Raw genomic sequence first — 26,391 nt, forward strand, 5'->3', positions numbered from 1 at the left:
GATACGCCCGAACGCATCAGAAAATACGGATGCCTCGGCCCTGGGGAGGGTCGAGGCATCCGTCATGTCTGCCGGTCTTACGGAGTCGCGAGCAACTCCGAGGTCAGCCGGTAGCCGACTCCACGCACCGTTTCGATGTAGCGCGGGTTGGCGGGGTTGTCGCCCAGCTTGCGACGCAGGTTCGTCATGTGCGCTTCGATCGCGCGCTTGTCGGCTTCTCCGACGAAGTAGCTCGTCACGTACGACTCGCCGCGGAGGACCAGCGTGAGATCGGCCTTGCTGCGTACACGCCGCTTGGACTCCATCAGGGTCGCAAGAAGGTCGAACTCCGTCCGCGTGAGCTCCAGCTCCTCACCGTCGACACGCACGAGGCGACTGTCGGGATCGAGCAGAAGATCACGATGGGTCACCCAGGTGCCGCCGGTGGGCGTCAGCTCTCCGGGCGAGGAGCGCGGGACGATCTCGCCACCCGGGGCCGACTCGCGAGGCTCAGGGCCCTGGGAGGACGGCACGATGACCGCTGCCGCGTTCGACGCGGGCGACGTAACGGGTGTCTCGGGCCGCCCGGCGGGGAAGGACGGGCCCACACTGTCCTGGCGCGGGGCGGAGGACACCGCGGAATCCGCGGCACGGGGGCGGCGAAGCAGCGCTTCGATGCGCGCGCGCAGCTCGCGAGGACGAAAAGGCTTCACGACGTATTCATCTGCGCCGGCGCCGAGGCCGAGGACGACATCGGCCTCTTCTTCGAGACCGGTCAGCATGATGATGTACGTGTCGCTCTGCTGACGAATCCGACGCGCCGCTTCGAAGCCGTCGATGCCCGGCATGTTCACGTCGAGCGTCGTGATCAGCGGTTGATAGGCGATCACCGCTCGAACTCCGTCGATGCCGTTTCCGACGGAGACGGTGGAGAATCCTGCGGACTCGAGCACCTCGACCAGCAGGTGGCGGATGTCGGGATCGTCTTCCACGATCACGGCCGTTTTCAGCATCTCTGTGCTGTCGCTCATGTCACCCACTCTTCCGGCTTCGCACGGGACCGTGCCCGCGTTCTCCCCCGAGTCGCGGCGTCGCAGTTCGACGAGCGCAATTTTGACACAGATCTCGGCCGCGTCGCGGTCGACTCGGAGGTCAACGCTGCTCGCGTGTCAGTTCCGCTGCCGCGGCCGGCCACCAGATGCCCGCAGCGGGGCCGCCGTTGCACTCGCCGTCGCTCTCGCCGGCAGGCTTGATCCACAGGTTCGTGTCGACGACGCCATCTCCGTACGAGCCGCCGGGGCTGCCCACGAGGCGGCCGGAAGGGTTGCACCATTCCGAGCCCGCCGGCCCCGCGCCGTTGCGCGAGGTGTCGATGACGGCGTGAGTGCCCCCGAGAAGATCCGAGAGAGCATGCGCGTAGGCGAACTCGGCGGCGGTGTCCTGATAGTTCGACACGTTCAGGGCAACGCCGCGCACCTCGGGCAAGATCCCCATGGCCTGAATGAGCCCCGCCATCTCCCCAGCGGGATGCCACGCGGAGTGGCCCCCGTCGATGTAGATCCACGTGTTGGTGCCGCTGATGTTCTCGACGGCGTTCTTCAGGTATCCGGCGCGATCGCCGACAGACCCGCACGAGGAGGACAGTGCGATGCTGTCGGGCTCGAGCACCACGATCTTCTGGACGTCCGACGCGTTGCGCAGCGCATCGCCGATGCGCTTCGTCCATTGCGCGTAGGACGCAGGGTCGAGGCCTCCGGCCGAATGGTTCCCACAGTCGCGATCGGGAAGTCCGTAGACGGCGACCGAGAGTGATGCTTTCTGGTCGCGAGCCTCCGCCGCGAGGTGTGCGATGCGGTCCCACACCTCGTCGACGGGATCGATCTCGGGAGTGAGCCAGTAGGTGGTGGGCTGCGTGGAGAGCCACTGTGCCGCGGCGATCTCGTCGGAATCGCCCGCTCCCGAGCGAGCGGCCTGTGCGGCTTTCGACTCGTCCGGCGCGACGATGCGGGTGTCGACCGCCGGGGGCTTGGCGGACAGGGTCTGGAAGAGGGTGGTCACGAGGCTTCCGACCACGCCGATCCCCGCGATGAGCGCGACGGTGACGACGAGCGCGCCGACGACGAGAAGCCCGCGGGGGAACCGTCGTCGAGGCCGTCTCGGCCGGGGTGATCTCGCCACGTTCGGAACTCTAGTCGAGGTGAAACCCACGAGGGGCGAGGTAGTTAACCGGGTGAAGCGATATAGACTGCTGTCGTGGGAAAACTGGTTTATAACACTGCGGGTCACTCGTTCGACATCGAGGATCGGACTCTTTCCCACCTCCGCATGGTCTTCATGAACAAGCTGCGCAGAGGCGAGTCGTTCATGTTCCACTTCCCGATGGGTGATGGCAGCGGCACGCGTACGCTCTGGATCTCGCCGTCGATCCCGCTCGTCTTCCACTTCTACGGAAGTCGTGCCCCGCAGCTCAACCGTCGGTGGATCGAGGATCTCATGGATGAGGCCAGTTCCCCGCAGGGGCTCAGCGTCACGGTCGAGCCCGAGCCGGAGTCGATCTCCGTGGCGAGCGCCTGAGTCCGCTCAGGCGCACTCGGCGTCGACGACCTCGCGGACACGGTCGAGGAACGCGGTGATCTGATCTGCCGCGTCGCCCGGAAGTCCCAGGGCGAACTCGCGGATGCGGGCGGTCACGGGGTCGATGGCATCCGGGTCGGTGTCGCGGTCGAACGGCACGACGAACTTGCTCCGACGATCCGACGGGTTGGCGACGAAGTCGATGAGGCCGCCCGCGCGAAGGCGATCGAGCATCCCCGTCACCGACGCCGTGGAGATGCCCAGTGATTGCGCGATCTCGGTCGGAGTCAGGGTTGCCCCGGCATCCGCCCGCTCGAGGATCAGCCTCATCGCCGCCCGGGCGTTCTCGCTGGGGCCGCAGTCGGACTGCCGGCGGCGAGCGAGCCGCGCCTCCGCCAGACGGAGCCTCTCGACCGCGCGCGCTGCCGTCATCGCCTGGTCGATTCCGGTCTCGAGTGTCATAGGGCCTCCTCGGGTTGAGCCCCCGTCTAGGCATTGTAGTGAGGCGGTTGAGGTTCCCGTCGACCGTCCTTTTCCGGCTCGGGTGCAACAATTCCGGGCCCAGCAGGGGCTTGCACCTCTTGTCCCCTCGCCGCGACGACTGAGACCTCGTATGATGGCCCGACCGGCGCACCGGGAAAGGAGAGGCCGATGGGCTCGCTGTTCTACGGGTCTTCTCCGACTCCGATCCGCGTTCCCGAGCGCGTCCTCGCCCACGTCAAGGTGGTCATCGCTACGAAGCTGCGGCGGGGTGAGAGCTTCACGTTGTCGTGGAGGCACCCCTCCGGCGAACCGACGGGCCGCAGCACGCTATGGATCCAGCCGTCTATTCCCCTGCGGTTCGTGTTCGGTTCGGCGGAACCCGAGGCTCTCGACCCGGCCCTCCTTCATTCGCTCGCGACTTCGGCCAACTCCTCGGGCGGCCTGACGATCGATCTCGACGACCATGCCGTGCCCTCCGTTTCGGAGGCCCACTGACCACCGCCCCGTCAGAGGTGGGCGGTAGCGTGCCGATGCGCGATCGACGACATCCATTCCCTCCCCGGGCACGGGGGAGCCGATCGTCCGCGCATGCGTTCCCACGCTTCGACGTAGATGTTCTCGAGAAGTGTGTCGGCGGTCGACGCGACCCCCGTCATCGACAGCAGCACCGCGTAGATCTGCGGAGCCGTCGCATCGTAGAACTCCCCGAAGGCGTCGCAGTCGCCCACCGCAGCGCGCACGAGCAGGGCATCCAGATCCTGCTCTTCGCTCGCGCGAGTGGCGCTGTCTGTCATGGTCACCGTGCACCTCATCTGTATCTGTGGACAGTCAACCGTCGGGAGACGTCGGCGACCTGGGGTTGCGTAATCAGGACGTATGCCGTAACCAGGCGCCACGGTCACGGCTACCCGCGGTCGGCATCGCGACATCCGGCGACGGCGACAGGGAGGCGTCATAGGGTGAAACCATGAAAAGTGTCGTGCGCGGGGCTCTCGCCCTGGCGATGTTGTTCGCCGGTATCTCCCACCTGACCTTCGCGCGGCGCGACTTTCAGGCACAGGTCCCCGATGTCCTGGTGGAGAAAGGTCCCCTCGATCGCGACGCCGTGGTCGTGGCATCCGGGGTCGTCGAGGCCGCCTTCGGGCTTTCGCTCCTCGTTCTGCCCAAGGAGCGTCGTCGCATCGGCGCGGCTCTCGCTGCGTTCTTCGTCGCCATCTTCCCCGGCAACATCGACCAGTGGCGAAAGGGGCGCTCGGCCTTCGGATTGGACACCGACCAGAAGCGCCTCGGCCGACTCTTCTTCCAACCGCTGCTGGTGGCGGCCGCGTGGTGGTCGACACGTTGACCCGTCGATGACGGACGCCGTCAGCCTGGACCTCGTCTTCGACGACGAGACGGATGCCGCGGTGCGTGCGGAGTGGGACGCCCTGCTCGCCGCTGACCTGCCGAGTCAGGCCCGTCACCGGGGTGAGAGCAACCGCCCTCACGCGACGCTGCTCGTCCGCTCCTCGCTGGCCCCGTTCGATGTCGCAGACCTGTGCGGTTTCCTCCCCCTCTCGCTCACGCTCGGCGCGCCGCTTCTCTTCGGCGCGGGGCGGCATCGGGTCATCGCGCGCTCGGTCGTTCCCACGGCAGCGGTACTCGCTCTGCATGCGCGCCTTCACGAGCTCGCCGGGCCGGGCGCCGACGTCGACCGCACGGTGCCCGGCGCGTGGACACCGCACGTCACTCTGGCTCGCCGGGTCCCGCTGGACCGCATCGGTGAGGCGCTGGACGCTCTCGGACACCACGGCGGGGGAGACCTCGAGGCGCGAGCCGTCGCGATTCGTCGTTGGGATGCCGCGACCAAGACGGTGACCGACCTCGTCGGACGTGGCACGCTGGAACAGTGCTGACCGACGACGCCCTCTCCTTCCTCCGCGAGTACCACCTGGCCACCCTGTCGACCGTGGGACGTTCGGGTCGCGTGCACGCGGTACCTGTCGGGTTCACCTACGAGGACGGCGTCGTCCGTGTGATCGGCTCGCGCGGAACGCAGAAGTTCGTCAACGCCGAGCGCAGCGGCCGCGCCTCGATCTGCTCGGTCGACGGCGCGCAGTGGATCAGCTTCGAAGGCCCGGCGCGAGTGAGCGATGATCCGGAGGCCGTGGCGCACGCGGTCGAGCTGTACGCGGCGCGCTATCGCCAGCCGCGTCCGAACCCGGACCGCGTCGTTCTGGAGATGACCGTCGAGAAAATTCTGGGTTCGGCTTCCTTCCGCGGGTGACCGGCGTATCCTGAGGGGATGTCCCCCGTCACCTCGTCGATGCCCTCCGGGCGTGAGGGGGTCGTCGGCGCGTGGAGCGCCGACGGCACAGGCGCCGTGCACGCCGTCTTCCTCGCCGGGTGACCGGCGCGGGCGCTCCGCCTCGTGCGGGATCGCTCACCGCGCCCTCCTTTTCGTGACGGGCGTATCGCCGCGCGATCTCATCGCGCGCTGGTCGCCGCACCGGCTCGAACGATGCGGCTCATCGACGGGACTTCCCCATGCACGCTCTCTCTCCATCCGCCCTCCGCTCCAGTTTCGTCAACGTCTCGCTTCGCGAACGCAGCTCGATCGTGATTCCCGCCGACCTCGACGCCACCACGTGGGATCGTCTCGATTACTTCGGTTGGCGCGACGCCAAGACCCCGCTTCTCGGCTTCGTCGTCGCCGAGATCGACGGGAGTCCCGTCGGCCTGCAGCTCCGGCAGACCGAGCAGCCCACGCGCACGCGACCGCAGTGCTCGTGGTGCTCCGATGTGACCCTGCCCAATGACGTCGTCTTCTTCTCCGCACGCCGCGCGGGCAAAGCGGGACGGGCGGGGAACACCGTCGGCACCCTGGTGTGCGCGCGGTTCGAGTGCTCCCGCAACGCGCGTCGTCTGGATCCGCCCGCGTATCTCGGCCATGACGCGGCCGCGGCTCGCGACCGCCGCGTGGAGGCGCTCCGCACCCACGTCGACACCTTCTTCCGGGACATCCGCGACGGCGCGTGATCGACACGGGCCGGCGTCGATGAGCCGCCGGTCCGCGGGGTGGGTTCGCGCACGGAGCGCGGGCGCGGCAAGGACCCGGCGGTGGCATTGCGAACGTACGGCCGTGCCATACCGCGAAGGCGGGTCCCGGCCTCCGTGCGCCTGTCGACGAGGCTCCGCGGGAGCCGGGTCGGTGTCGTCGATGTCGATGACGTGATCGTCGTTCATCTCGGTGTCGGCCGTGCGTCCGGCGAAGATGCCGCGTTCTCGCCGACGGCGATGACGAAGCCTGCCGCGTAGCGGCACGTCTCGCCGCGAGGCGGGCGTCGGACGCGATAATGTTCAGTGTCTCCCCCGGACAAGAGTCGACGTATCTGCGTCGGAGGGGGAGAACGGTGTCGGCAGAATCGCTCGGTGCGGCAAGAGTACGTCTTTCGGGCCGCCTTCGGTCCGCCGTCGGGGGGACGGGCGCCCGGGGCGCGCTCTCCGTCGGTGACGGGGGTCACGGCTCGGCAGCTCGTGCCCAGGCGGATTCATGACTCATATGACGATCGACGACCGCCTGGACGCCGTGCTGAACACGCTCGCGGACCGTGTGCGTGAGCTGCGGCGGGAGCGTGACCTCACCGTTGTCGCCCTGTCGTTCGAAGCGGGGATATCGGAGTCCCGCGTCCGCGCGATCGAATCGGGGCGGACGACGGCATCGCTTGCGACGCTCGTCGCACTCGCGGAGACCTTCGGAATCGAACTCGCGGAGCTCTTCGGCGAGACCACGCACGGCGGGGGAAACCGCGACGCGTCGGGCCGTCACGTCGCACCGAGGGAAGAGACGTGGGGCGGAGAGCTCCCGCCCGCGCCGTGGATGTCGGACACCGCCGCAGCCTCCACACCGAGCCGATACGTGGTTCCCAGTGAGGTGGTGTGGGGAGGTGAACTCCCCGCCGCCCCCTGGGCGACGCCGAAGGCGGATCCGGAGCCTTCGGAGCCGACGGGTCTTCCGGAGCCGATCGCGTCGGCGTCGGCGCCGAACCGGTCGACGGAGAAGACCTGGGAGGGTCCGCTTCCGGCGGCACCGTGGAGTGTCGAAGCGGCAACCGTGGCCGTCACCGGCTCGAATGCACCGGCCACCGGCCACCGGACGGCGTCACCGTCCGCGGTCGCGGGACGTCACGAATCTGCGTCGGTGCGACATCGGGACGGTGCCGCGCGTCTCGCGCTCGTCACCTCCGACGCTCCGACGCGGTCGCGGGAGCCGCGCACCTTCTCCGATCTGCGCGAAGGAGTTCTCGAGGGACGGGAGTTCAGTTCTCTCCGGGAGTTCGCGATTGCCGCCGTCGCGGAGGCAGGGTACTCGTCCCTCACCGTCGCGCGGATCTTCCGACTGCCGGTCTGGAAGCTCGAGCGATGGATCGCCGAGAAGGGGTACATGGGTCGGCGGTGAGGTCGGGGTGCGCGGAAAGCGCACCCCGACACCTCAGAGAGCGCGGAGCTTCTCGAGCAGGGGAGCGGCGATCTCGTCGACGAACCGCTGCTGCTGCGCGTCTCCCACCTGGACGATGGCGATGTCGGTGAAGCCGGCGTCGATGAACGGGCGCACGCTCTCGGCGAGTTCGTCGAGGTCGGGGCCGCACGCGATGGACTCCGCGACGTCCTCCGGACGGACGAACTGCGATGCGCCGGCGAATCCTGCCGGCGTGGGCAGGTCCGCGTTCACGGCCCAGCCGCCCGCGAACCAGCGGAACTGGTCGTGGGCGCGCGCGATCGCGGCATCCTTGTCAGGGTCCCAGCTGATGGGAATCTGACCGATCTTGCGGGACTCGCCCTCATGGTGCTCGTTCCAGCCCTGGACCAGGCCGCCGTCGGGCTCGGTGGTGATCAGGTGGTCGCCGAGAGGGGCGAAGCGCTCGATCGAGTGCTCGCCGGAGACGGCGACCCCGATCGGGACGCCACCCTCGGGGGCATCCCATACGCGGGCCGAGTCGACGCGGAAGTATTCTCCGTCGTACGTGACGAGATCTCCCGTGTGCAGAGCGCGGATGATCTCGATCGCTTCGACGAGCATGTCCTGGCGTGCATGGACGGCCGGCCAGCCCTCGCCCACCACGTGCTCGTTCAGGTTCTCGCCCGACCCGAGCCCGAGGGTGAAACGGCCGTCGGACAGGAGCTGCAGAGTCGCCGCCTTCTGCGCGACGACGGCGGGGTGGTATCGGACCGTGGGGCACGTGACGTAGGTCATCAATTCGACCTCGGTGGTGGCCTGCGCAACCGCCCCGAGCACGGTCCAGGCGTAGGGAGCGTGCCCCTGACTGGTCAGCCACGGGGAGTAGTGGTCGCTCGAGACGAGGAAGTCGTAGCCGGCGCGCTCAGCGCCGACGGCGTAGTCGACGAGGGCTTTGGGGCCGCTCTGCTCGGTCATGAGGGTGTAGCCGAATCGCGTCATGTCGGCCACGGTAAGGCGGCGATCGCGCTCGTCCGCCGGGGTTGCGCTCGCCGCGGGGATGCGGCAGGGACCACGAAGGGCCCACGACGGAGGTCGTGGGCCCTTCGTGGAGAGGTCAGTCCTCGGGAGCGTGGATGACCTTCTCTCCGTCGAACGTCTCCCGCTCCTTCTTCCTATCGTCGTTGCGGGTCTTGCGGAGGCTGAGGAACGTCGCGACCGCGACCGTCGCCCCGATGAACAGCAGCGAGAACCAGATGGGGATCTCGGGCACCCACAGCAGCGGCTCACCACCGTTGATGAAGGGCAGCTCGTTGACGTGGAGGGCGTGGAAGACGAGCTTCACGCCGATGAACGCCAGGATCACGGCCAGGCCCTGCGCGAGATAGACCAGGCGCTCCAGCAGGCCGCCGATGAGGAAGTACAGCTGACGCAGGCCCATGAGTGCGAAGGCGTTGGCGGTGAAGACGATGTAGGCCTCGTTGGTCAGGCCGTAGATGGCGGGGATCGAGTCGACGGCGAAGACGAGGTCGATGAAGCCGATCGCGATGATGACCAGCAGCATCGGGGTGACGAAGCGCTTTCCGTTCTTGCGCACGGTGAGCTTGTCGTCGTTGTACTCCTCGGTGACGGGGAGGATGCGGCGCACGAACGTCATGAACCTGCCGTTTGCGGGGTCGCTCTCGCCGTGCGAGAACGCCTGACGGTAGGCGAGGAAGAGCAGGAGAGCGCCGAAGATGTAGAAGATCCACGAGAAGTTCTCGATGAGGGCCGCGCCCACGGCGATGAACGCGCCGCGCATGATCAAGGCGATGACGATGCCGATCATCAGCACCTTCTGCTGGTAGATCTTGGGCACGGCGAACCCGGTCATGATGATCAGGAACACGAAGAGGTTGTCGATCGACAGGGCCTTCTCGGTCAGATACCCGGCGAAGTACTCACCGCCGTAGGTCCAGCCGGAGAAGACGCCGATCCCGACGCCGAACAGCAACGCCAGGCCGATGTAGAAAGCCGACCAGCGCGCGGACTCGGCGATCGAGGGCTCGTGGGGCTTACGGACGTGCGCGAAGAATTCGAACACGAAGAACGCGACGGTGATCGCGATCGTGATGATCCAGATCAGAGGGGTGACGCCCATGGCGACCTCCAAGGGAAATAGGTGTACGACGAGACACCAAGGTCTCCTCCACCCGACGAGATGGGCCGACGTCCCGGGCTCACGATGGCGTGATCCGTATTGACGAGAACGTCGCGGCGGGAGTACTCCCCTTGCTGGGTGCGATTCTACGGCATGGGACCGCGCGCGCTCGGCCTGGACATCGCCTCCGGCCCCGTGCTAGTCGAAAGCGCCCGGATGCCGTGACCCGGGCGGCCTCTCAGCGCGGGGGAGCGCCGCCCACGATCGCGTCGACGAGGGTGAGCATGTCGTCGCCGTCGAACTCCTCGCGACTCAGCGCCCGCAGGATCACCGCCCCGAGGAGCGCGTCGGCCGCGGCATGGAGCCGCGGGCCCGTCACTCCGCCCATGGCCTGCGACAGGCTTTCGACGAGGGGAGCCGCGAGGATCTCGGCCCGGAGTCGCCGACCGGTCTCGGCGCTGCCCGCCGCGGCCGCGACGAGAGAACGCAGGAGCCCTTCTCCGTCGGGACTCGCCCGCAGGGTGAAAAGGTCGGTCAACCACACGGCGAGGTCGGTCCGGGGGTCGCCCGTGTCGGGCAGCTCTCGCTGCCCTCCGAGCAGACGCCCCTCGAGGATCGCCTCGGCGATGACGTCGCCCTTGCTCGTCCACCAGCGATAGATGGTCTGTTTGCCGACGCCCGCGCGCCGGGCGATCCCCTCGATGGTGAGGTGGTCGTAACCGCGCTCGGCGAAGAGCGTCACGGCCGCGTCGAGGATCGCCAGGCGTGCCGCTTCGCTGCGGACGGGTCCACTGCGCGGAAGGGTCATGACTCACATTCTGGACGATCCGGGCCGATAACGAGACGAGACGGTGCGTGTTATCTTTGGGCTGACTGGTCGGAGCCGACGGTGCTCCCTCGCGCGCACCGCACGAGAGGAACACCCCGCATGGCCGAACTGCTGCACCGCCTCGGAACGTTTGCGGCCCGCCGCGCGTGGACGGTGATCGTCGCGTGGGCCGTCATCCTCGGCATCGTCGTGGGCGGCTTCCTCATCGGCTTCAAGGGACTCAGCTCGAGCTTCGACATTCCGGGAACGGCATCCGGGGACGTGATCTCCGAACTGCAGGGGGAGCTCCCCGATTTCGCCGGAGCATCCGGAGCGGTGGTGTTCCGCACCGACGACGGCTCGGCTCTCACCGACGAGCAGAAGACCGAGATCTCGGCCCTGGTGGCCTCGGCGGGCGACCTGCCCGACGTGGCCCGCGTCACCGATCCGTTCACCGCCCAGCAGCAGCTCGAGGATCAGCGCCAGCAGGTCGTCGACGGTCGGCAGAAGCTCGACGAGGCCCGCGCTCAAGCGGAGTCGGGTCAGCAGCAGCTGAACGCGGGGAAGGCTCAGCTCGAGGCCGGACAGCAGCAGCTCGACCAGGGCAAGGCGCGGATCGAAGCGGCACCACTGCCCTCAGCTCAGAAGCAGGCCCAGCTCTCCGCCCTCGACGCGCAGCAGCAGCAGATCAACGAGCAACGCTCGGCTCTCGAACAGCAGCAGACGCAGCTGACCGAGGGACTCGCCCAGATCGACGCGCAGCAGGCGCAGCTCGATGACGGCTCGGAGCTGCTCGGCTTCGCGGATGCCATCCGACTGGTGTCGGAGGACGGATCGACGGCGATCGTCAACGTCTCGTTCGACAAGCCCCGACTCGAACTCACCGAGGCGTCGAAGGAAGCGGTCGTCGAGCACTTCACCGCCGACCCGGTCCCCGGTGTCGGCGTGGCGTTCAACACCGAGATCTCGCAGGGCGTACCCGAGATCTTCGGGGTCGGCGAAGTCGTGGGCGTCGCCATCGCCGGCATCGTCCTCGTCGTCGTGCTGGGGTCGCTGCTCGCGGCCTCGTTCCCGATCGCCACCGCCATCATCGGTGTCGCCATCGGCGCCATGGCGACGCTGTCGTTCTCGGGTGTGATCCAGATGGCATCCGTCACCCCGTTCCTCGGCGTGATGCTGGGCCTCGCCGTCGGCATCGACTACTCGCTCTTCATCCTCTACCGCCACCGCAAGCAGCTTCTGTCGGGGGCGGATGTGCGCGAATCGATCGGCCTCGCGAACGGAACGGCGGGCAACGCCGTCGTCTTCGCCGGGTCCACGGTCATCGTCGCGTTGCTGGCGCTGAACATCACCGGCATCCCGTTCCTCGGTCTGATGGGAACCGCGGGCGCGGTGAGCGTCCTCGTGGCGGTGCTCATCGCCGTGTCGCTGACTCCCGCCCTGCTCGGGCTCGCCGGTATGCGCATCCTCAGTCGCAAGGCGCGCGCTCGGGCGGCCGCCGCGTCGGACGCCGCCGAGCACTCGCGCCGTGCGGCCCGCACGGAGCTCGTCGAGGCCCAGGAGCATCCGCGTCGCGCCGCTCGCGTCGAGACCGGCCCGGTCGCGACCACCGGCCGAGCCGTGCGCCCCATGTCGACCGTGCGCGCCTTCGTGACGATGCTCGTGGCGACCGTGGTGCTGCTGGTGATCGCGATCCCCGCCCTGTCGATGCGCCTGGGACTGCCCGACGGTGGCAGCGAGGCGGAGGATTCCACCGGCTACAAGGCCTTCACCTGGAGCGAAGAAGCCTTCGGAGCCGGATCGAACGCTCCGCTCCTCGTGACGGCGGCGTTGCCCACGGGTACCGCCGAGGCTGACGTCCAGGGACTTCAGCTCGACGTGGCGCGCGAACTGTTCTCCCAGGACGACGTGGTCGCCGTGGCTCCCATCGCGGTGTCCGAGGACCGCACGCTCGCCGCCTTCCAGGTCATCCCCGCCGAGGGCCCGAACGCGGTGTCGACCGACCGGCTGGTGCGCGACCTGCGGTCGCTGCCCCCGGTCGACGGCGACATCGAGCTCGGCGTCGCGGGAGCGGCGGCCATCAACATCGACATCTCCGAGGGGCTGGCCGACGTTCTGCCGATCTACCTCGTGGTCGTCGTCGGCCTGTCTTTCCTGATCATGATCATGGTCTTCCGCTCCCTGCTCGTGCCCCTGATCGCCACCCTCGGCTTCGTGCTGTCTCTGTTCGCGACCTATGGAGCGGTCACCGCGGTCTTCCAGTGGGGATGGCTGGGAGGGCTGTTCGGTGTGCACAACCCGGGACCGATCCTGAGCTTCCTGCCGGTGATCCTCGTCGGCATCCTGTTCGGTCTCGCGATGGACTACCAGCTCTTCCTGACGACCGGCATGCGCGAGGCGTGGGCGCACGGCGCGGCGCCGCGGCTGGCCGTGGCGCAGGGTTTCCGCGCGGGTCGGACGGTGGTGATCGCGGCGGCGATCATCATGATCTCGGTGTTCTCGGGCTTCATCACCTCGGAAGCCGTCATCATCAAGTCGTTCGGTCTGGGACTCGGTCTCGGCGTGCTCTTCGACGCGTTCATCGTGCGCATGCTGCTGATGCCGGCGATCATGCACGTTCTCGGCGGCGCCGCGTGGTGGCTGCCGCGCTGGCTCGACCGCATCGTGCCGAACGTCGACGTCGAAGGGGCGGCCCTCGAGCGTCGCCACCCGGGACACCACGGCGCGTGATCACCCACGGCCGGGGGAGCGCAAGCCCCGGCCGACGTCGCCGTCGAGGCCGCATCATGCGGGTACGACCCTTTCCGAGGAGGACGACGATGACTGAACGCGAAGAGACCCAGGACGCCCCCGTCATGGACGGCGCCACCGATGCCGGTGCGGCAGAGAAGAAGGAGGGCGCGCAGCAGCAGCGCGCCGCCGACGCCGCGGTCCACGAGGACGACGACCCCGCGCAGTACGAACTCGAGGACGACATCCGCAGCATTCGTGGGTACGGCGAGGACCGCTGAACGACACGACCACTCCCGCCCGGAGCCCCATGTGGGGGACGGGCTCGACGGGCGGGAGTCGTCGGGGACGCCGAGAGCGGCGTCGTCCGCGCCGGCGATGCCGGGGCCGGGTACCGAAAGGTTACGCCGCTCCCGGCGAGCTGGCGCGTGCTCTCAGCCGATGCGAAGGCGGCCCCGCGCATTCTCGCGGGACCGCCTTCCGCCTGCGTGCGTCACGAGTCCGTGGGGATCTCGCCCGCCGCGATCGCGTCCGCGTAGGTGCGGATGTCTGGTCCGGGCTCGTAGTCGATGAAGCGGTCTTTGATTCGTGCGTTGATCTGCGCGAATGCCTCGTCCGACGAGATCCCGTCGCTGTCACGGGCGATCGCGACGACGACCTCGCGCAGCACCGCGTCGGCGTCGTCGAGGATCTTCTGGCGGGCGGGCTCGTTCCAGCGGATGTCTGAGATGTCCATGGCGACACGGTACGGTCGGCTCCGATCCGTCGATCCCGGGGTTGCATCGCACGGGTCGATGTGCGCGGCAACCCGCCTTCCTCGCTTCCGTCGGCACGGCACGATGGAGCGATGTCGAAGGATGCCGTGAACACCGTGCGGCAGAGGATCCGTACCGGTCTGCGCGACGCCGCGTGGTGGGCACGCGACTATCTCTACGCCGCTCGCGCCCAGGTGCGGTCTGCGCGAGGACGGGGCGCGCCCGACGTCCTCGCCGACGGCGAGGGCACGCCGATCGTCCTGCTCCCGGGGATCTATGAGACCTGGCGTTTTCTCGAGCCGCTCGCGCGAGCCCTGCACGCGCGCGGTCACCCCGTGCACGTCGTGACGGAGCTCGGGGGCAACCGCCGACCGATCGCCGAATCCGCCGAGCGGGTCGCCGCCCTGCTGATCTCGCGAGGCCTGGACGACGTGGTGATCCTCGCCCACAGCAAGGGCGGCCTCATCGGCAAGCACGTGATGGCGTTCAGCCCGGCCGGCGAGCGCGTCCGCGCGATGGTCGCGGTCGCTACCCCATTCGGAGGGTCTCGCTACAGCCGACTCATGCCGACGCCTTCGCTGCGCGCCTTCGCCTCGGCAGACGCGACCATCAGGGCGCTCGCCGCGTCGGCTGCGGCGAACACGCGCATCGTCTCGGTGTTCGGCGTGTTCGATCCGCACATTCCCGAGGGCAGCGAGCTCGCCGGTGCCCGGAACGTCGTCCTCGCCAGCGGGGGGCACTTCCGCGTGTTGGACGACCCGCGAGTCGTCGCCGAGGTGATCCGCGTCGCGGAGTGACCGTCGGGTTCAGCGGCCCCCGCCGCCCCCGCCGCCCATCCCCCCGCCGGAGAACCCGCCGCCGAACGAGCCTCCCGAGAAACTTCCCGCCCCGCTGGTCGTGACGGCGACCGGCGTGCTCGCGCTGTGCAGCGAGCCGAGGGTGGTCGCGAACGCCACCGCGGAGAAGCCGTCCCCGCCCGCGTACCAGGGCAGATCTGCTCCCGTCTCGCGGACGCGGGTGTCGAGAGCCTCTGCCCACTCCTTCTCCACGCCCCAGACGACGGCCCAGGGAAGGAGTCGCTCGTACAGATGCAGCACCTGCCTCGGATCGCCCGGGTCCACGGGGGTTCGCTCGGCGCCCCGCGGGCTCTGCAGCACCCGCATGCGGTCGGCCTCGGCGAGCTGCAGGTAGTCGCGCAAGCCTCGGAGATGATCGCGCGCCGGGGCGCCGGCATCCGTGATCCGATCCCGATACCGCAGAACGACGAAAGCCAGGATTCCGAGCACCACCGTCGCGGGGATCGCGACGATCTGCCACCAGACCGGTGCCGTGCCGACCGCGGCGAGGATCAGCGCCACCACTGAGACGACGAAGGCGAAGACGACCACCGTTGCGGCGAGGATCGATCTCCCCGGCTTCTGCTTCTCGGTCCACCCGCGCGTGCGCAGTTCGGCCGAGGCCGAGGCCGGAAGCTTCTGCAGTGCCTTCGCGACGTCCTGTCTATCGGGGCCGAGTCTGACGCGCTGCCCGGGATGCGGGGCGTCGCCGAAGACGGCGCGGATGATCGCGGCGTGGAGCGCGGGTGCCCCGGCTGCCCGGGAGAACTCGAGTTCGAGAGCCCCGCGGTCTCCGGGGCTCTCGACGATACGGAGGTGCCCGGCGACGGCCGCGTCGAGAAGAGCGGCGGGGATGCCGGCACCCCGGCGCTGCACCAGTTCGGCGCCCTGGACGACGTCGAGGCCCTCAGGCGGCCCGTACTCGGGGACGATGACCCCGCGTCCCGGAGCGTCGCGACCGCGCCGCCGGGCGGCGAACGCGGCTCCGACGCCGACGACGCCGAGCCCGACTGCGGCGATCGACGCGCCGGCGAGGAGGGGTGCGGCGTCGACGGAGAACTGCTCGAGAGGGGTCCGCACGACGTCGCCGGGAACGAAGGTGCCGCGGACGAAGCCGACGGCGATCGTGACGTTCTCCCTCGTCGAGAGCGAGCGCTCGCCGGCCGAGAAGACGGCGGATCCGTCGGGCTGCCCGGTCTCGGTGATGTCGCACCGCTGGTCCGAGCCCTGTCGGCCGACGTAGCACGATGCAGCGCCGTCCTTCAGGGCGAGGGCGAGCGCCGGATCGACCGTCAATCGCACCGATACCGCGCCGAACGGCTGATCCCACTGCGTCCCGTTCACGTCGCGGTAGAACTCGTCGGCATCCGTGTCCGCGAAGGACCGGATCGTGTCCCGCTGGATGTAGGAGATGACGTAGGTCTGGACGCCGCGCACGTAGGAGTCGTCTCCGGTCAGGACGCGCACTTCGCGCCTGTCCTGCTCGACCTCGTACGGAACGGTGGTGCCGGAGGCGTCGGTTACCGAGATGATCCGCGTCTGCAGGGGGACGCCGTCGTAATCGTCGGGGATCGCACGGACGATCCCTCGGTTCTGGTCCTTCTCGGGGAACCGCGCCACCAGTGTTTCGGTCACCGCGAGCTCGGCGTGGCCGTCATCCGCGCGAGACAGCGTCATCTCTGCATCGAAGGAGTCGAAGGTGAACTCGCTCGTGTCCGCGGAGGCGGCGTGCGGCGCGCCGATCACGATGAGCAGCGTGATCGCAACGATGAGCGCCGCGGCCCACGCGCGCCGGATGCGCAGGGAGGAGGAGGCGAGGTCGTGCATCATCCGACGGTATGCGCCCGGGGCTCGGGGCGACTCCCCCCTGCGACGGATTCCGTCCCGCCGGAGGCGGGAGCGGCCCTCAGGCAGCGTTCGGCGGAGAAGCCGCCTCGGGTCGACGAGCACCGGCGGCATCCGCCCGCGCGCCGACCAGCGCGCAGCACGAGCGTCCCGCTGCGTCGCACACATCGGCGACGGCACAGCGCATGCGCTGGAGGAAGGCGGTGACCGCGACCGTTTCGCTCTCGGTCATCCCGCGAGTGGCCTGCATCATGCGCGCGTGCATCGACGCGAGCGTGCCCCGCATCTCTTCGTCCGCATGCGGGGTGGTGGACACGAGAACCTTCCTCCGGTCCGAGGGATGGCGACGGCGCTCGAGATGGCCGGATCGCTCGAGTCGGTCGAGGAGAGCGGTCATGGATGCCGTGGAAACTCCGAGGTGGCGCGCGAGGTCGACCGGGGTGATGTCGCGACCGGTTCCGCTGGCCCTCGTGAGGAACCGCAGGACGAGCAGCTCGTTCTCACCCATCGCCATGGAACTCTGCGTGCGTCGGCGCATCGCCATTTCGGCCGAACGGTATGCGCGCATCGCCTCCATGACCCGCGCTCCGCGTTCGTCGTCGGCGTTCTCGCTGTACCAATACGACGGAGGTGCCGTGTTCTCGATCGGCATCGTTCTCCTAATATCTCGCTTGCCTATTCGCTAGTCTAACTAGTAAGTTGATCAACGAACAACGATCAGAGGGGTACATCATGGCGAAGCTCTACTACGGCACGACAACCGAGCCGATCCGCATCGACGACCGCATGCTGGCGCACGTCAAGGTCGTTGTGGCAACCAAACTCCGCCGAGGCGAGAGCTTCACGATGTCGTGGGTGCACGGCGAGGACGAGCCGACCGGTCGTTCGACCATCTGGTTGCAGCCCTCGATCCCTCTTCGGTTCGTCTTCGATTCGGAGCAGCCCGAGTCGCTCGACCAGAACCTACTGAAGCGCTTGGCCAACGACGCCAACTCCTCGCGCGGTCTCAGCCTCGATATCGCGCTCGACGAGACCGCTGCGAACACCGTTCCGCCGCGGACCGCGACGGCGAAGGCCACGTCGACGCGCTCCTTCGTCCGCGCGGCGTGATCCGGTCTGCTCCCCGCCCCGACCTCGGCGCGATCGTGTGGTCGCGCCTCGACGACGATCTCTCAGTCGCCACGCGTGACGGAGACTTCGCCGGGTATATTGACCGCCGCTCGACCGGGGCCTTCTTCGTCTTCGACCGCGACGCGCGACACGTCGGCACCTTCGCCCAGATCGGGGCGGCGCGCGCCGCGCTCGGCGAATCCGTGCGGCCCGTACGCACTCCTCTTCCTCGCCGGAGTCCGTCTTCGGCTCTCTCCCAGCTCGCGGCTCACGCCGCCCACATCTTAAGAAAGCGGACATGAAGACGCTTCCGACGTGGGACGTCCCCACCGAACCGATCTCGATCCTCAGCCCGGAAGAGATCGCCGCTCTCAGCGCTCGCTGACGTCCTCGTCTCCGTGATCGGGGGGAGCCTGAGCTGAGGGTTCTCGCCGGATTCGCAGGACGGCGAGTGCGAAGACGAACGCGCCGACGGCTGCGAAGACCAGCTTGGGTTCGTTCGGCGAATCAGCCGGGAAGAAGAGGGTGGGGGCGGCCAGCAGGATCATCGCGATGACGCACAGCGCCAGACCGATCGGGCGTGGTGACCGCGAACTCATCGCACCCCTCCCCGACGCAGACCTGTCGACAGCCTAGGCGAGTCGCGTCCGCGGCGGTCGTACCGGTTGCGAGCGCCCGTGTGCCCCCACCATCTGAGACCCGTCGCGGCCGATGAGCGTGACGGCTGCGACGACGGGTGCCTCCGTGTGCTCTCCGCAGGCCCCGCTACCCCGTCCGATGCGCCAGCGTGAGAGGAAGAGGTGCGGGCAGAGAACCAGCGACCGACGGTGCGGCCCCCCGGCTCGCAGTCGACGCGGTTCTCTCCCCGCGAGGAACAGCCTCCGCCTTCCCGACGGTCGGCGTCGACCTGAGCCCCCGAATATCACCCTCTGTCGGCACACAGATCACCTCGGATGTCGAGCGGGCGCGGGCGAGACGATAGGGTGGCCGAGCCCGCAGCAGGAGGAGCCGATGATCGAGACCGTCGAGCGGCCCATCACGCGGCCAGCCCGGACACGTCGCGCACTCGCCGTCCACACGGCGACGATCGGCGGCCTCGCGGCGTTCCTCAGCGCGACGCTCATCTGGATCTGCCGCCTGTGGGAGCCGGGGGTGCAGTATGTGAGTCAGCTCGGCGCGACGGCGATGCCGACCGCGCCCGTCTTCAATACGGCTCTGCTTCTGCTCGCGATCGCCGCCGTCCTCGTCGATCGGTCGCTCGTGTCCCGGGGTGGGGAATATGTCGTCGGGTGGTCCGTCGCCACGACACTTCTCGTGTGCGGCTTGTGCTTCGCCGTGGCATCCGTCGTCACATGCTCACCCGGATGCCCCATCCCCTTCACCGAGGGAGCTCTTCCGCAGGATCTCATCCACATCTCCTTCGCCGTCCTCGGGTTCGTCTTGGCGATCGTCGCGATGGGGCAGGTTGCCGTCGTTCGGCGGCGCCCGTGGATGCGCGCGGTTTCGGTCGTCACGCTCGTCGCCGTCGGTGTCACATCGTTCAGCGGCGCGATGATCGCCCTGCTCCGTGGGGACACCGCGGTCGGCGGGAATCTCGAGTTCACTGCGGCCACCCTCGCTATCGCGTGGTTCGGGGTGTTCGGCTTGCAGGTCGCCGCGGACGAGCGGCGAATCCGCCGGAACGCGCATTAGCGTTACTGCCGTGACCTTCCCGCGACTGCTTCGTATCCTCGGGTGGCTGGCGCCCGTCGCCGCTCTCGCGGTCATCCTCGCGGTCCTCCGGGGAGCGGGCGTACCGCTGACGCTTCCCGGCGTTGTGATCGTCGTCGTCCTGCTCGGTGTCGCGCGTCTGATGATCGGGCGATCGCGCCGTCGCCGGCGCGATCGTTCGATCACGCGTCCGGGTCGCTCTCGATGAGCCCCCAGGCGTGGGCTGCGCGGATCGCACTCGACCGATCTGACACCTCGAGCTTGCGATAGAGACTCTGCAGTTGTGTCTTGACGGTGTTCGGTGAAACGACGAGAGCTCGCGCGATGTCGGCGATCGTCGATGTCGGAGTGAGTTGACTCAGCACCACCCGTTCCCGCTTGGTGAGGTGCGGCACGCTCATCGACGCCACGAAGAACGACGCCCTCGTCTCGACCTGCTCGCGCGACGAAGGAGAGAGGATCCTCGTGACCAGCGCGCGATCTTCCGGCGCCACGGCGCTCCACGGGCTCCACAGATCGTGCCGGAGGCTCAGCGCCTCGGCGCGCTGAGCCGCGGGGCGGTGCGAGGCCACGCCGTTCAGTCGCGCATCCGCCACGACGCTCACGACCAGGCTCTCGAGCGCAGCGCGAGGGGAGGGCTCGTGGTGAAGCCCCCACTTGACGCTCAGGACGAAAGCGTCGTGTGCTCGCCCCGCGTACAGCTGGGAGAGGGCGAGAGCGGGAGCGGCGACGGGGGACAGTGCGGACGCCCCCTCGAGCAGGGCGAGAGCCTCTCGAGGCTGCCGTAACGCGATCAGCACCTTGGCACGCGTCATCAGGAGCTGGGTCGACTGATAGTGCGACGGTGGTGTGCTGCGGCTCCGTGTCATCCAGGTGCGCAGAACCCCCAGCGCATCGGATGCGGCGCCCGAGAGCAGGAGAGACAGGACGTGGGTTGAGGCCGCGAAAGGCCACAATTCCCGAGCCCCCGCGGTGGCGGGCACAGCGTCGAGGAGGGCGCGAGCTTCCCTCGCCTCCCCCGCTTCGAGCAGCGCCCACGCGGATGCCAGTCGGAGGCCTTCTCCCCAGGGGGACGTCACCCAGCTGTCGGAGCAGTTCGCGACCACGATGGAACGCGCCGTCCGGACGTCGCCCTCGAGCAGGGCGATGACGGCCAGCGCCCCGCGCGCGCGGAGCTGGCGGGCGGGCGGCGCGGTCCGCTCGGACAGCGACATGGACGCGCTCGCGTCCCGAAGCCGGCCCATCGCGAGGAACGTCATCGCGACCTGGTACCACCCCTCGGCCGTCGTGCCGGGTTCGAGGTCTTTTGCGCGACGCAGGGCGTCGGCCAGCGTTGCCGACGCGTCGGAGGCGAGGGCGAACCGCCCCGCGGCGCGGAGAAGGCTCACGCGCACGATGAGGGCGTGGATGTTCCCGGCGGTGACGCTCTTGACCTCGGGAAGCCGGTTGAGGGCGGAGATGACGAGCGCCGGTGTCTGCGGCGACTCCGCGGTGTCGGGATCGAGGGCGAGCAGCGCCTCGACGACCACCGGTGCGTCCACGGCGCTGGACCGGAGCTGACCGACCAAGCACGAGAAGCCGTCGGTGTGACGGGCCCAGATCTCCGGCCCCGACGTGCTGAGGACCCGGGCCAGGGTCGTCCACTGCCGCGCGTCCGCTGCGAGCTGAGCCGCGAGGAAGGGCTCACCTCCCGACACGAGACGGTCGAGCAGCCGCAACCGGGCCGCAGACACGAGGGCAGGCTGCCGAGCGGTGATCTCGGCGAGCCAACGCTCGCGAACGGGCTCGGCGAGGACGACACGGGTTGCGCTGGGCCAGACGAAACCCGCGCTCTGAAGCTGGTCGAGGAGGTCGCGCGTCGCACCTGTCGTCGAGTCGACGCCGAGAGCATCCGCGATGGACTCGGTGACGTACGGGGCGACGGCGAGGAGGCGAACGTCGTCGGTCACGGGCCTGGACAGACGCTCCTCCATGTCGTGCGTGAGCGCGGAGCCCGCATACGACGCCGCGGCGACGGCATCGTCGCGCGTTCGCAGGGGGAGACCCTCCAGGCGGAGTCGGGTGCTCGCCAGCTGGACGAGAGCGGGCCACCCGTGAGTGAGCTCGGAGAGTTCGTCGACGGCGATCTCGGTCGATTCGACCCCGTTCAGGGCCAGAACGGATGCCACCTCCTCACGAGTCATGAGCAGGTCGCACGCGGGGAGTACCTGTACATCGAATTCCAAGGCGATGAGTGGGCTCTCGAGGCCGGTCGGCTGGCGGGTGGCGACCACGATGCGAAGGCCGTCGTCGTCGCGCAGAAGACGAAGGAGGTGGTCGCTCGTGAGTCCGCGTCCCTCGACGTGATTGTCGATCAGCAGTACGTGCGAGGCGGGGCCGTCCGCAAAGGCCTCGGCGATGCGGGGGAGGGTGTCCGGTGAGGTGAGAGCGCCGTCGATGAACAGAACGCCGCGCTCGGGATCCGACTCGAGCATGGCGGCGAACTGACGTAGAAGCGAGGTCTTGCCGACGCCGGTCGGCCCTCGGAGCAGAACGACATCACCACCTAACGCCGCTTCGAGGCGATCCAGTGCCTCGGGGCGCGGCGCCCAGAAGCGGCTCGCGCGACGAGCGGCTCGAACGCCGGCGGGAACGGCATCCACATCGATCAACATCAAGACCTCCATAGGGACAGGACCGCCGCCCCTTCGGGCGGGGCGACGGTCGACGTGGCGCCGTGACGCCCCATCGAGATGATCTTGCGGGTGAGAGGAGGCGCCGCGAGGCGAAGACGGCCTCTTTCATCCCCCGTCTCACCCCCGTCTCACCCTCTCCGCATCACCCTCTGGGGGTGGCTCGTCTCTTGTCCGTCCGCCGCACGGTGTGCGATACGGAGCAGCGTCAGGGGTGAACCGCTGCCGGGGCTGGGGTGATTCGGCGCGCGAGGCGGAAGGGGCGACGAGTCTGTCGTCCGCCCCTTCGGGAAGGACGTTCGTACGCACCGCTCAGGTGAACGAGGCGCGGGACTCCCGGACGTCAAACGGGTGCTCCGTTCCGGGTGGGGCGTGGGGGCGGGGGCAACCGGGCGAAAAATCGCGGGCGCGGTCCCTGTCGTCGGGCGTCGTTCTCGCCGACCGTCCGAGACCTCGATGGCGCGAAAACGAAGTGATCGTCCGGCATCTCACCCGACGGTCCGCTCGGTTCACCCCTCCGAATCGCTGCCGTCGTCCGCATCACCATCGAGCGGTAGGCATGTTTGCATGTTCATGTGAGCGTTGACGTCCGATCAAGCTGGTCTCATGAACGACGCGCCCGACCCCTGGACAGAGTTCGCTCGCGAGTTGGGCGTTCGCATGCTCCGCGCCCGCGCCGAGAAGCGGATGTCCCAGGAGCAGATCGCTCACGCGGCGGGCCTCGCGACCTTCACCTACCGGAAGCTCGAGAAGGGCGAGTCCAACCCCGGGACCGCCGCGAACCCGCGTCTACGGACTCTCGTCGCGCTCGCCGAGGTGCTCGAGATCCCGCTTCGCGATCTGATCCCCACCCCGCCGAAGGGCCTGCCTCCCGGTCGATGACGGCGGTGTCGGAGGTTCGCGATGTAATGCGTTCGTGCCCACCGGTGTTCGGGTCGCCGCTAGCTGCGACCCCGAGAGAGAGGTGACACGCATGACGTCAGGGACTCGCCACGAACGGACGACGGACGCCCGGAGGTGTGTCTTCCGCTGGTGCGTCACCGAGCACGGGTCGACCGTTCACCACGATGACGAAGATCACCGCAGCGCCGGTATCGGACTTCTCGCGCGTGTGCGCGACGCCGCGGACCACGGCCGCGGCATCTCCACCGATGTCGAGATCGGCCTGCTGCGGCGAATCAGCGACCTCGAGACCTGGGTCGTCGTCGAGACCGGGATCGGCGCATCCGTTTCCCTCCCGATCCACGCGGCCCGCGCGCTCGTGGCCGGCATCCAGAACGATGCCGAGGTCATCGCTCTGCTCGCGCCCGAGCGCGAGATCGACTGACGCCCTCTGTGCCCCGGTTCGCGTCCCACCGGGGCCGGCGAACGTGTCCCCGAATCTCGGGCTGCAGTCGGCGCCGTGCGGCGGGGCAGGACGAGGCGTCCCCACGGGGTGTCCAGCGGGAGCGGTTTCCGCTGTCATAGGGCAGACCTCGCCGAGACCGACATCGGAACCGACGAGGTCATCGTCGTCGCGGTGTCGATCATCCGCATGGCGGTGACGACGCCAGGAGCGCGTTCAGCGACGCCTTCGGGTTCGCCGGTGGAGGAGGATGCGTCGGGTCGCGGTCATCGCGAAAGCACCGACGAGACCACCCACGGCGTTGGCGACGACATCGGCAGCGCTGCTCGTGCGCCCGGGGAGGAAGAGTCCCTGGACGATCTCGACGAGTAGCGGAACGAGCCAGGCGATGCCGACAACCCGCCACGGATGTCCGTGCAGGAGCGCCCCCAGAACGATGCCGAACGGGATGAAAAGAACGATGTTGAGGCCGAAATCCATCGTCCGGGGGGTCACCGCGGGGAGGAGGTCGTACAACACCGCGTAGGCCGCACCCGCATTGCGGTCGAGATGATCGGGCCAGAGCACGATGATGCCCAGGGCGGCGAGGTAGGCAGCCGCCACCGCTGTCGCGACGCGCCGACGGCGGGACGGTGAGCGGGGATCGGGCACGGACCACTGTAGACACGCGTTGCCGTGTGCCGGAGAACGATCTTTGCGGGCGGTCCGGCTTCAGCCGCGACGACCGAAGGTTCGTCGCACGATGCGGAGGAGGCCGAGGAAGCCGAAGAGTCCGACCACCGCGCCGAGGACAGCGAACAACGTGATGGACCCGCCGAGGACGGGGCCGCCCCCCGCGATCACCAAGACGACGGCGATGACCACCGCGGCGATCGAGACGAGGGTGGAGGCGATCTCTCCCGTGGCCCGGCTGAGAATCCCGCTGACGTCCTCCCCGTCGGCACTTCGGAGAGTGATTCCGATGGAGCCCTTCTCCACGCCGGTGAACAGGGCGTCGAGACGGCGCGGTATCTGCTCGAGGCGAGCGAGGGCGATGACCGCTTGGGCTTGAGCGTCGGTGGCCATGCGTGTCACCGACACGGTCCGTCGCAGCAGGCTGGGCATGAGGGGAAGCGCTCGCCCGACCATGTCGAAGTCGTCGACGATGACCCGGAGGCAGCCTTCGAGAGTGGCGAAACTGCGGAAGGCGGAAGCGAGCTCCCCCGGTAGGGCGATGTGGTGCTGGCGGATCACATCGACCATCCGCGTGAAGATCGAGCCGTGACCGCTCGTGCGCAGATGCTCCGTGGTCAGGACGACGCCGATGTCGTGTCGGAAAGCCTCGAGATCGACGTCTTCGGGTGCGTCGACGATGAGCAGGAGCGCATCCGTGGCGGCGACGTCGTTCTCGCTGAGAGCGGCGAGGAGGAAGGCCGTCATGTGCTGGCGTCGACTCCTCTCGATGATTCCGACTGCGCCGAAATCGATGAGGCCGAGAGTGCCGTCCTTCTTGAGCAGGACGTTGCCCGGGTGAAGGTCGGCGTGGAAGACCCCGAAGACCAGGATCTGCTCGAGGACCGTTGCCATGAGCGTGTTCGCCAGGCGATCGCGCTGGCCCGGCTCCAGTCCGGCGATGCGGGTCGCGGAATCGCTCAGAGCCGTTCCGTCGACAAGCCCCATCGTGAGCACCCGCTGGCCGGAGGCGTCGGGGAAGACGTCGGGAACGGTGACGAGGCCGCGTCGGGCGGGCTCGGCGCGATCGATCAGTTCCAGTGTCGACGCGATCATGTGGGTGTTCCGCGCCTCGATGCGATAGTCGAGCTCCTCGAGAAGGGTGGCCGTGAACCCGCGGGCGACCGATTCGATCCGGAGGTCGCGACCGACGCGCGTGCGCGCCTCGGCTCGATGTGCGAGACGTCCGATGATGTCGGCATCCGCCTCTACCTGCGCGCGGGCGGCGGGCCGCTGCACCTTGATGACGACGGCCGTACCGTCGAGCAGTCGAGCCCGGTGCACTTGCGCGACCGAGGCGGCGGCGAGGGGATGGGGATCGACCTCGGCGAACACGGTGTCGATGGGGCGCCCCAGATCGCCCTCGATGACCGAGCGCACGGTATCCCAGGGGAGGGTCGTCGCGTTGGTCTGCAGAGAGGCGAGGGCGCTCAGGTACGGCTCAGGTACGAGGTCTCGTCGGGTGGAGAGCACTTGGCCCAGCTTGACGAAGCTGACCCCGGCGTCGTTCAGGGTCGCGACGACGGCCCGGGCGCGTTCCTCGGAGGTGCTGAGCTGTTCTTCGACGCGGGCGCGTCCGCCGTGGAAGAGCCAGCCGACGCCATGACGCGAGGCGATGGCCAGGATCTCCAGGTACCGTCGGGTCCGTTTGCGTTGCCGCAGTGCCGCACGGACCACATCGATGGGATTGGGCAGCGGGCGGGTCGGGAAAATCGCCTCGCTCGCGACGAGCGCGGCGACGCCGAGGGCGAACACCCATGCGAGAGAGAGGGTGATCAACCCCGCCCAGATCCAGGCGTCTTCGGGGGGAATGGCCGTGGAGACGTCGGGGAAACCCGTCTGTCGCAGGGTCCACCCGGCCGACGGCACCCCCAGAAGGAAGACCAGGAGCCCCACGACGATGCTCCGCGGCCAGCCGACCGCGGTTCCGAGGACGCGACGCGCGACGAACCCGACAAGCACCGCCGACACGACGGCGGAGATCGAGATCAGGATGCTGGCCACCACGTGGTCAGCGTAGCCGGGTGCGGCTCACGAGATCCGGGCGAGGGTGCACCGCGGACAGTGCCACCACGCCGCTGTCCGCCCCGGGCGAGGTTCCACCACGCCACCGCAGGCCGTGCAGGGCGAGGAGAACCCTGCGAGGAGATCCTCGTCGAGGAGGTCCGGGTGTTCGCGAAGAGCTGGCGTGATCATGAGGTATTTTCACATGCGCATGCGTGGTGGTGAGACGTGTGCACAGTGAGAAACGCGCCCAG

The 26,391-nt window shown here is 68.7% G+C and carries 30 protein-coding genes; 16 read left to right on the forward strand and 14 right to left on the reverse strand.

Going from position 1 to position 26,391, the window contains the following annotated elements:
* Positions 1-77: 77 nt before the first annotated feature.
* Both MTE01_RS00235 and MTE01_RS00240 read right to left on the reverse strand, forming a co-directional pair.
* The gene (locus MTE01_RS00235; RefSeq protein ID WP_174799613.1) at positions 78-1,010 is read right to left on the reverse strand and encodes a response regulator transcription factor; all 933 of its coding nucleotides are present in this window, start codon (positions 1,008-1,010) and stop codon (positions 78-80) included.
* 121 nt (positions 1,011-1,131) lie between these two features.
* Positions 1,132-2,157, reverse strand: a complete 1,026-nt coding sequence (locus tag MTE01_RS00240) for a glycoside hydrolase family 6 protein (RefSeq protein ID WP_103206764.1) — start codon at positions 2,155-2,157, stop codon at positions 1,132-1,134.
* Between the two features lie 75 nt (positions 2,158-2,232).
* On the opposite strand from MTE01_RS00240, the gene MTE01_RS00245 reads away from it, so the two are divergent.
* Positions 2,233-2,553: a DUF7882 family protein gene (locus tag MTE01_RS00245; RefSeq protein WP_103206763.1), complete on the forward strand. Its 321-nt coding sequence runs from the start codon at positions 2,233-2,235 to the stop codon at positions 2,551-2,553.
* Positions 2,554-2,559: 6 nt separating this feature from the next.
* Here MTE01_RS00245 and MTE01_RS00250 read toward each other — a convergent pair whose 3' ends face one another.
* Positions 2,560-3,015: a MarR family transcriptional regulator gene (locus tag MTE01_RS00250; protein ID WP_103206762.1), complete on the reverse strand. Its 456-nt coding sequence runs from the start codon at positions 3,013-3,015 to the stop codon at positions 2,560-2,562.
* A gap of 189 nt (positions 3,016-3,204) precedes the next feature.
* Between MTE01_RS00250 and MTE01_RS00255 the strand changes: the two genes are divergently transcribed.
* A complete protein-coding gene (locus MTE01_RS00255) occupies positions 3,205-3,531 on the forward strand; it encodes a DUF7882 family protein (RefSeq protein WP_141375044.1) in 327 nt (108 codons plus the stop codon).
* 11 nt (positions 3,532-3,542) lie between these two features.
* On the opposite strand, the gene MTE01_RS00260 is transcribed toward MTE01_RS00255, so the two are convergent.
* Positions 3,543-3,830, reverse strand: a complete 288-nt coding sequence (locus tag MTE01_RS00260; protein ID WP_170210565.1) for a sigma-70 family RNA polymerase sigma factor — start codon at positions 3,828-3,830, stop codon at positions 3,543-3,545.
* 173 nt (positions 3,831-4,003) lie between these two features.
* Between MTE01_RS00260 and MTE01_RS00265 the strand changes: the two genes are divergently transcribed.
* The 5 genes from MTE01_RS00265 (at position 4,004) to MTE01_RS00285 (ending at position 7,474) form a co-directional block, all read left to right on the forward strand.
* Positions 4,004-4,381, forward strand: a complete 378-nt coding sequence (locus tag MTE01_RS00265) for a DoxX family protein (protein WP_103206759.1) — start codon at positions 4,004-4,006, stop codon at positions 4,379-4,381.
* A gap of 7 nt (positions 4,382-4,388) precedes the next feature.
* Entirely contained in the window at positions 4,389-4,931 is a 543-nt protein-coding gene (locus MTE01_RS00270) for a 2'-5' RNA ligase family protein (RefSeq protein WP_141375046.1), read from the forward strand.
* Positions 4,925-5,302 (forward strand): PPOX class F420-dependent oxidoreductase, encoded by a 378-nt coding sequence (locus MTE01_RS00275; protein WP_103206757.1) that lies wholly within the window; start codon positions 4,925-4,927, stop codon positions 5,300-5,302. Before MTE01_RS00270 ends, MTE01_RS00275 begins: the two co-directional genes overlap by 7 nt.
* A 260-nt stretch (positions 5,303-5,562) precedes the next feature.
* On the forward strand, positions 5,563-6,054 hold the full coding sequence (locus MTE01_RS00280; protein ID WP_103206756.1) for an FBP domain-containing protein: 492 nt from the start codon (positions 5,563-5,565) through the stop codon (positions 6,052-6,054).
* Between the two features lie 514 nt (positions 6,055-6,568).
* Positions 6,569-7,474 carry a helix-turn-helix domain-containing protein gene (locus MTE01_RS00285; RefSeq protein ID WP_141375048.1) on the forward strand — a complete coding sequence of 302 codons (906 nt, stop codon included), beginning with the start codon at positions 6,569-6,571 and terminating at the stop codon, positions 7,472-7,474.
* Between the two features lie 33 nt (positions 7,475-7,507).
* Here MTE01_RS00285 and MTE01_RS00290 read toward each other — a convergent pair whose 3' ends face one another.
* The 3 genes from MTE01_RS00290 to MTE01_RS00300 all read right to left on the reverse strand — a co-directional run bounded on the left by MTE01_RS00290 (position 7,508) and on the right by MTE01_RS00300 (position 10,419).
* Positions 7,508-8,473 (reverse strand): LLM class F420-dependent oxidoreductase, encoded by a 966-nt coding sequence (locus MTE01_RS00290; protein WP_103206754.1) that lies wholly within the window; start codon positions 8,471-8,473, stop codon positions 7,508-7,510.
* A 115-nt stretch (positions 8,474-8,588) separates the two neighbouring features.
* Entirely contained in the window at positions 8,589-9,611 is a 1,023-nt protein-coding gene (locus tag MTE01_RS00295) for a TerC family protein (RefSeq protein WP_141375050.1), read from the reverse strand.
* A gap of 238 nt (positions 9,612-9,849) precedes the next feature.
* Positions 9,850-10,419, reverse strand: coding sequence for a TetR/AcrR family transcriptional regulator (locus MTE01_RS00300; protein WP_141375052.1), 570 nt, complete (start codon positions 10,417-10,419; stop codon positions 9,850-9,852).
* Between the two features lie 120 nt (positions 10,420-10,539).
* Between MTE01_RS00300 and MTE01_RS00305 the strand changes: the two genes are divergently transcribed.
* The gene (locus MTE01_RS00305; protein ID WP_141375054.1) at positions 10,540-13,149 is read left to right on the forward strand and encodes an MMPL family transporter; all 2,610 of its coding nucleotides are present in this window, start codon (positions 10,540-10,542) and stop codon (positions 13,147-13,149) included.
* 89 nt (positions 13,150-13,238) lie between these two features.
* On the forward strand, positions 13,239-13,430 hold the full coding sequence (locus MTE01_RS00310; protein WP_141375056.1) for a hypothetical protein: 192 nt from the start codon (positions 13,239-13,241) through the stop codon (positions 13,428-13,430).
* A 212-nt stretch (positions 13,431-13,642) separates the two neighbouring features.
* Here the strand turns inward: MTE01_RS00310 and MTE01_RS00315 are convergent, their stop codons facing one another.
* Complete coding sequence (locus tag MTE01_RS00315; protein ID WP_141375058.1) at positions 13,643-13,885, reverse strand: hypothetical protein; 243 nt, start codon at positions 13,883-13,885, stop codon at positions 13,643-13,645.
* Between the two features lie 111 nt (positions 13,886-13,996).
* Between MTE01_RS00315 and MTE01_RS00320 the strand changes: the two genes are divergently transcribed.
* On the forward strand, positions 13,997-14,701 hold the full coding sequence (locus MTE01_RS00320; RefSeq protein WP_174799614.1) for an esterase/lipase family protein: 705 nt from the start codon (positions 13,997-13,999) through the stop codon (positions 14,699-14,701).
* Positions 14,702-14,710: 9 nt separating this feature from the next.
* Here the strand turns inward: MTE01_RS00320 and MTE01_RS00325 are convergent, their stop codons facing one another.
* Positions 14,711-16,567 carry a DUF2207 family protein gene (locus MTE01_RS00325; protein WP_170210566.1) on the reverse strand — a complete coding sequence of 619 codons (1,857 nt, stop codon included), beginning with the start codon at positions 16,565-16,567 and terminating at the stop codon, positions 14,711-14,713.
* A gap of 79 nt (positions 16,568-16,646) precedes the next feature.
* Positions 16,647-17,237, reverse strand: coding sequence for a MarR family winged helix-turn-helix transcriptional regulator (locus MTE01_RS00330; protein WP_141375062.1), 591 nt, complete (start codon positions 17,235-17,237; stop codon positions 16,647-16,649).
* 80 nt (positions 17,238-17,317) lie between these two features.
* On the opposite strand from MTE01_RS00330, the gene MTE01_RS00335 reads away from it, so the two are divergent.
* Entirely contained in the window at positions 17,318-17,695 is a 378-nt protein-coding gene (locus tag MTE01_RS00335; RefSeq protein ID WP_103206746.1) for a DUF7882 family protein, read from the forward strand.
* Positions 17,692-17,997, forward strand: coding sequence for a hypothetical protein (locus tag MTE01_RS00340; RefSeq protein ID WP_103206745.1), 306 nt, complete (start codon positions 17,692-17,694; stop codon positions 17,995-17,997). The genes MTE01_RS00335 and MTE01_RS00340 overlap by 4 nt, the downstream gene beginning before the upstream one ends.
* 69 nt (positions 17,998-18,066) lie before the next feature.
* On the opposite strand, the gene MTE01_RS00345 is transcribed toward MTE01_RS00340, so the two are convergent.
* Entirely contained in the window at positions 18,067-18,294 is a 228-nt protein-coding gene (locus tag MTE01_RS00345; RefSeq protein ID WP_116238664.1) for a hypothetical protein, read from the reverse strand.
* Positions 18,295-18,706: 412 nt separating this feature from the next.
* Here MTE01_RS00345 and MTE01_RS00350 point away from each other — a divergent pair, with 412 nt between their 5' ends.
* Both MTE01_RS00350 and MTE01_RS00355 read left to right on the forward strand, forming a co-directional pair.
* The gene (locus MTE01_RS00350) at positions 18,707-19,387 is read left to right on the forward strand and encodes a DUF998 domain-containing protein (protein WP_170210567.1); all 681 of its coding nucleotides are present in this window, start codon (positions 18,707-18,709) and stop codon (positions 19,385-19,387) included.
* 10 nt (positions 19,388-19,397) lie between these two features.
* On the forward strand, positions 19,398-19,613 hold the full coding sequence (locus MTE01_RS00355) for a hypothetical protein (RefSeq protein ID WP_103206742.1): 216 nt from the start codon (positions 19,398-19,400) through the stop codon (positions 19,611-19,613).
* Here MTE01_RS00355 and MTE01_RS17265 read toward each other — a convergent pair.
* Positions 19,588-22,059, reverse strand: a complete 2,472-nt coding sequence (locus tag MTE01_RS17265) for a LuxR C-terminal-related transcriptional regulator (RefSeq protein ID WP_246077963.1) — start codon at positions 22,057-22,059, stop codon at positions 19,588-19,590. The two genes, MTE01_RS00355 and MTE01_RS17265, sit on opposite strands and share 26 nt — an antisense overlap.
* Before the next feature lie 624 nt (positions 22,060-22,683).
* Here MTE01_RS17265 and MTE01_RS00365 point away from each other — a divergent pair.
* Both MTE01_RS00365 and MTE01_RS00370 read left to right on the forward strand, forming a co-directional pair.
* Positions 22,684-22,959: a helix-turn-helix domain-containing protein gene (locus MTE01_RS00365; RefSeq protein WP_103206740.1), complete on the forward strand. Its 276-nt coding sequence runs from the start codon at positions 22,684-22,686 to the stop codon at positions 22,957-22,959.
* 91 nt (positions 22,960-23,050) lie between these two features.
* The gene (locus MTE01_RS00370) at positions 23,051-23,404 is read left to right on the forward strand and encodes a hypothetical protein (protein WP_141375068.1); all 354 of its coding nucleotides are present in this window, start codon (positions 23,051-23,053) and stop codon (positions 23,402-23,404) included.
* Between the two features lie 234 nt (positions 23,405-23,638).
* Here MTE01_RS00370 and MTE01_RS00375 read toward each other — a convergent pair whose 3' ends face one another.
* Positions 23,639-24,073, reverse strand: a complete 435-nt coding sequence (locus MTE01_RS00375) for a VanZ family protein (protein WP_141375070.1) — start codon at positions 24,071-24,073, stop codon at positions 23,639-23,641.
* Between the two features lie 60 nt (positions 24,074-24,133).
* Complete coding sequence (locus tag MTE01_RS00380) at positions 24,134-26,140, reverse strand: ABC1 kinase family protein (RefSeq protein ID WP_141375071.1); 2,007 nt, start codon at positions 26,138-26,140, stop codon at positions 24,134-24,136.
* Positions 26,141-26,391: the final 251 nt, after the last annotated feature.

It is taken from the genome of Microbacterium testaceum (genome assembly GCF_006539145.1).
GTDB lineage: Bacteria > Actinomycetota > Actinomycetes > Actinomycetales > Microbacteriaceae > Microbacterium > Microbacterium testaceum.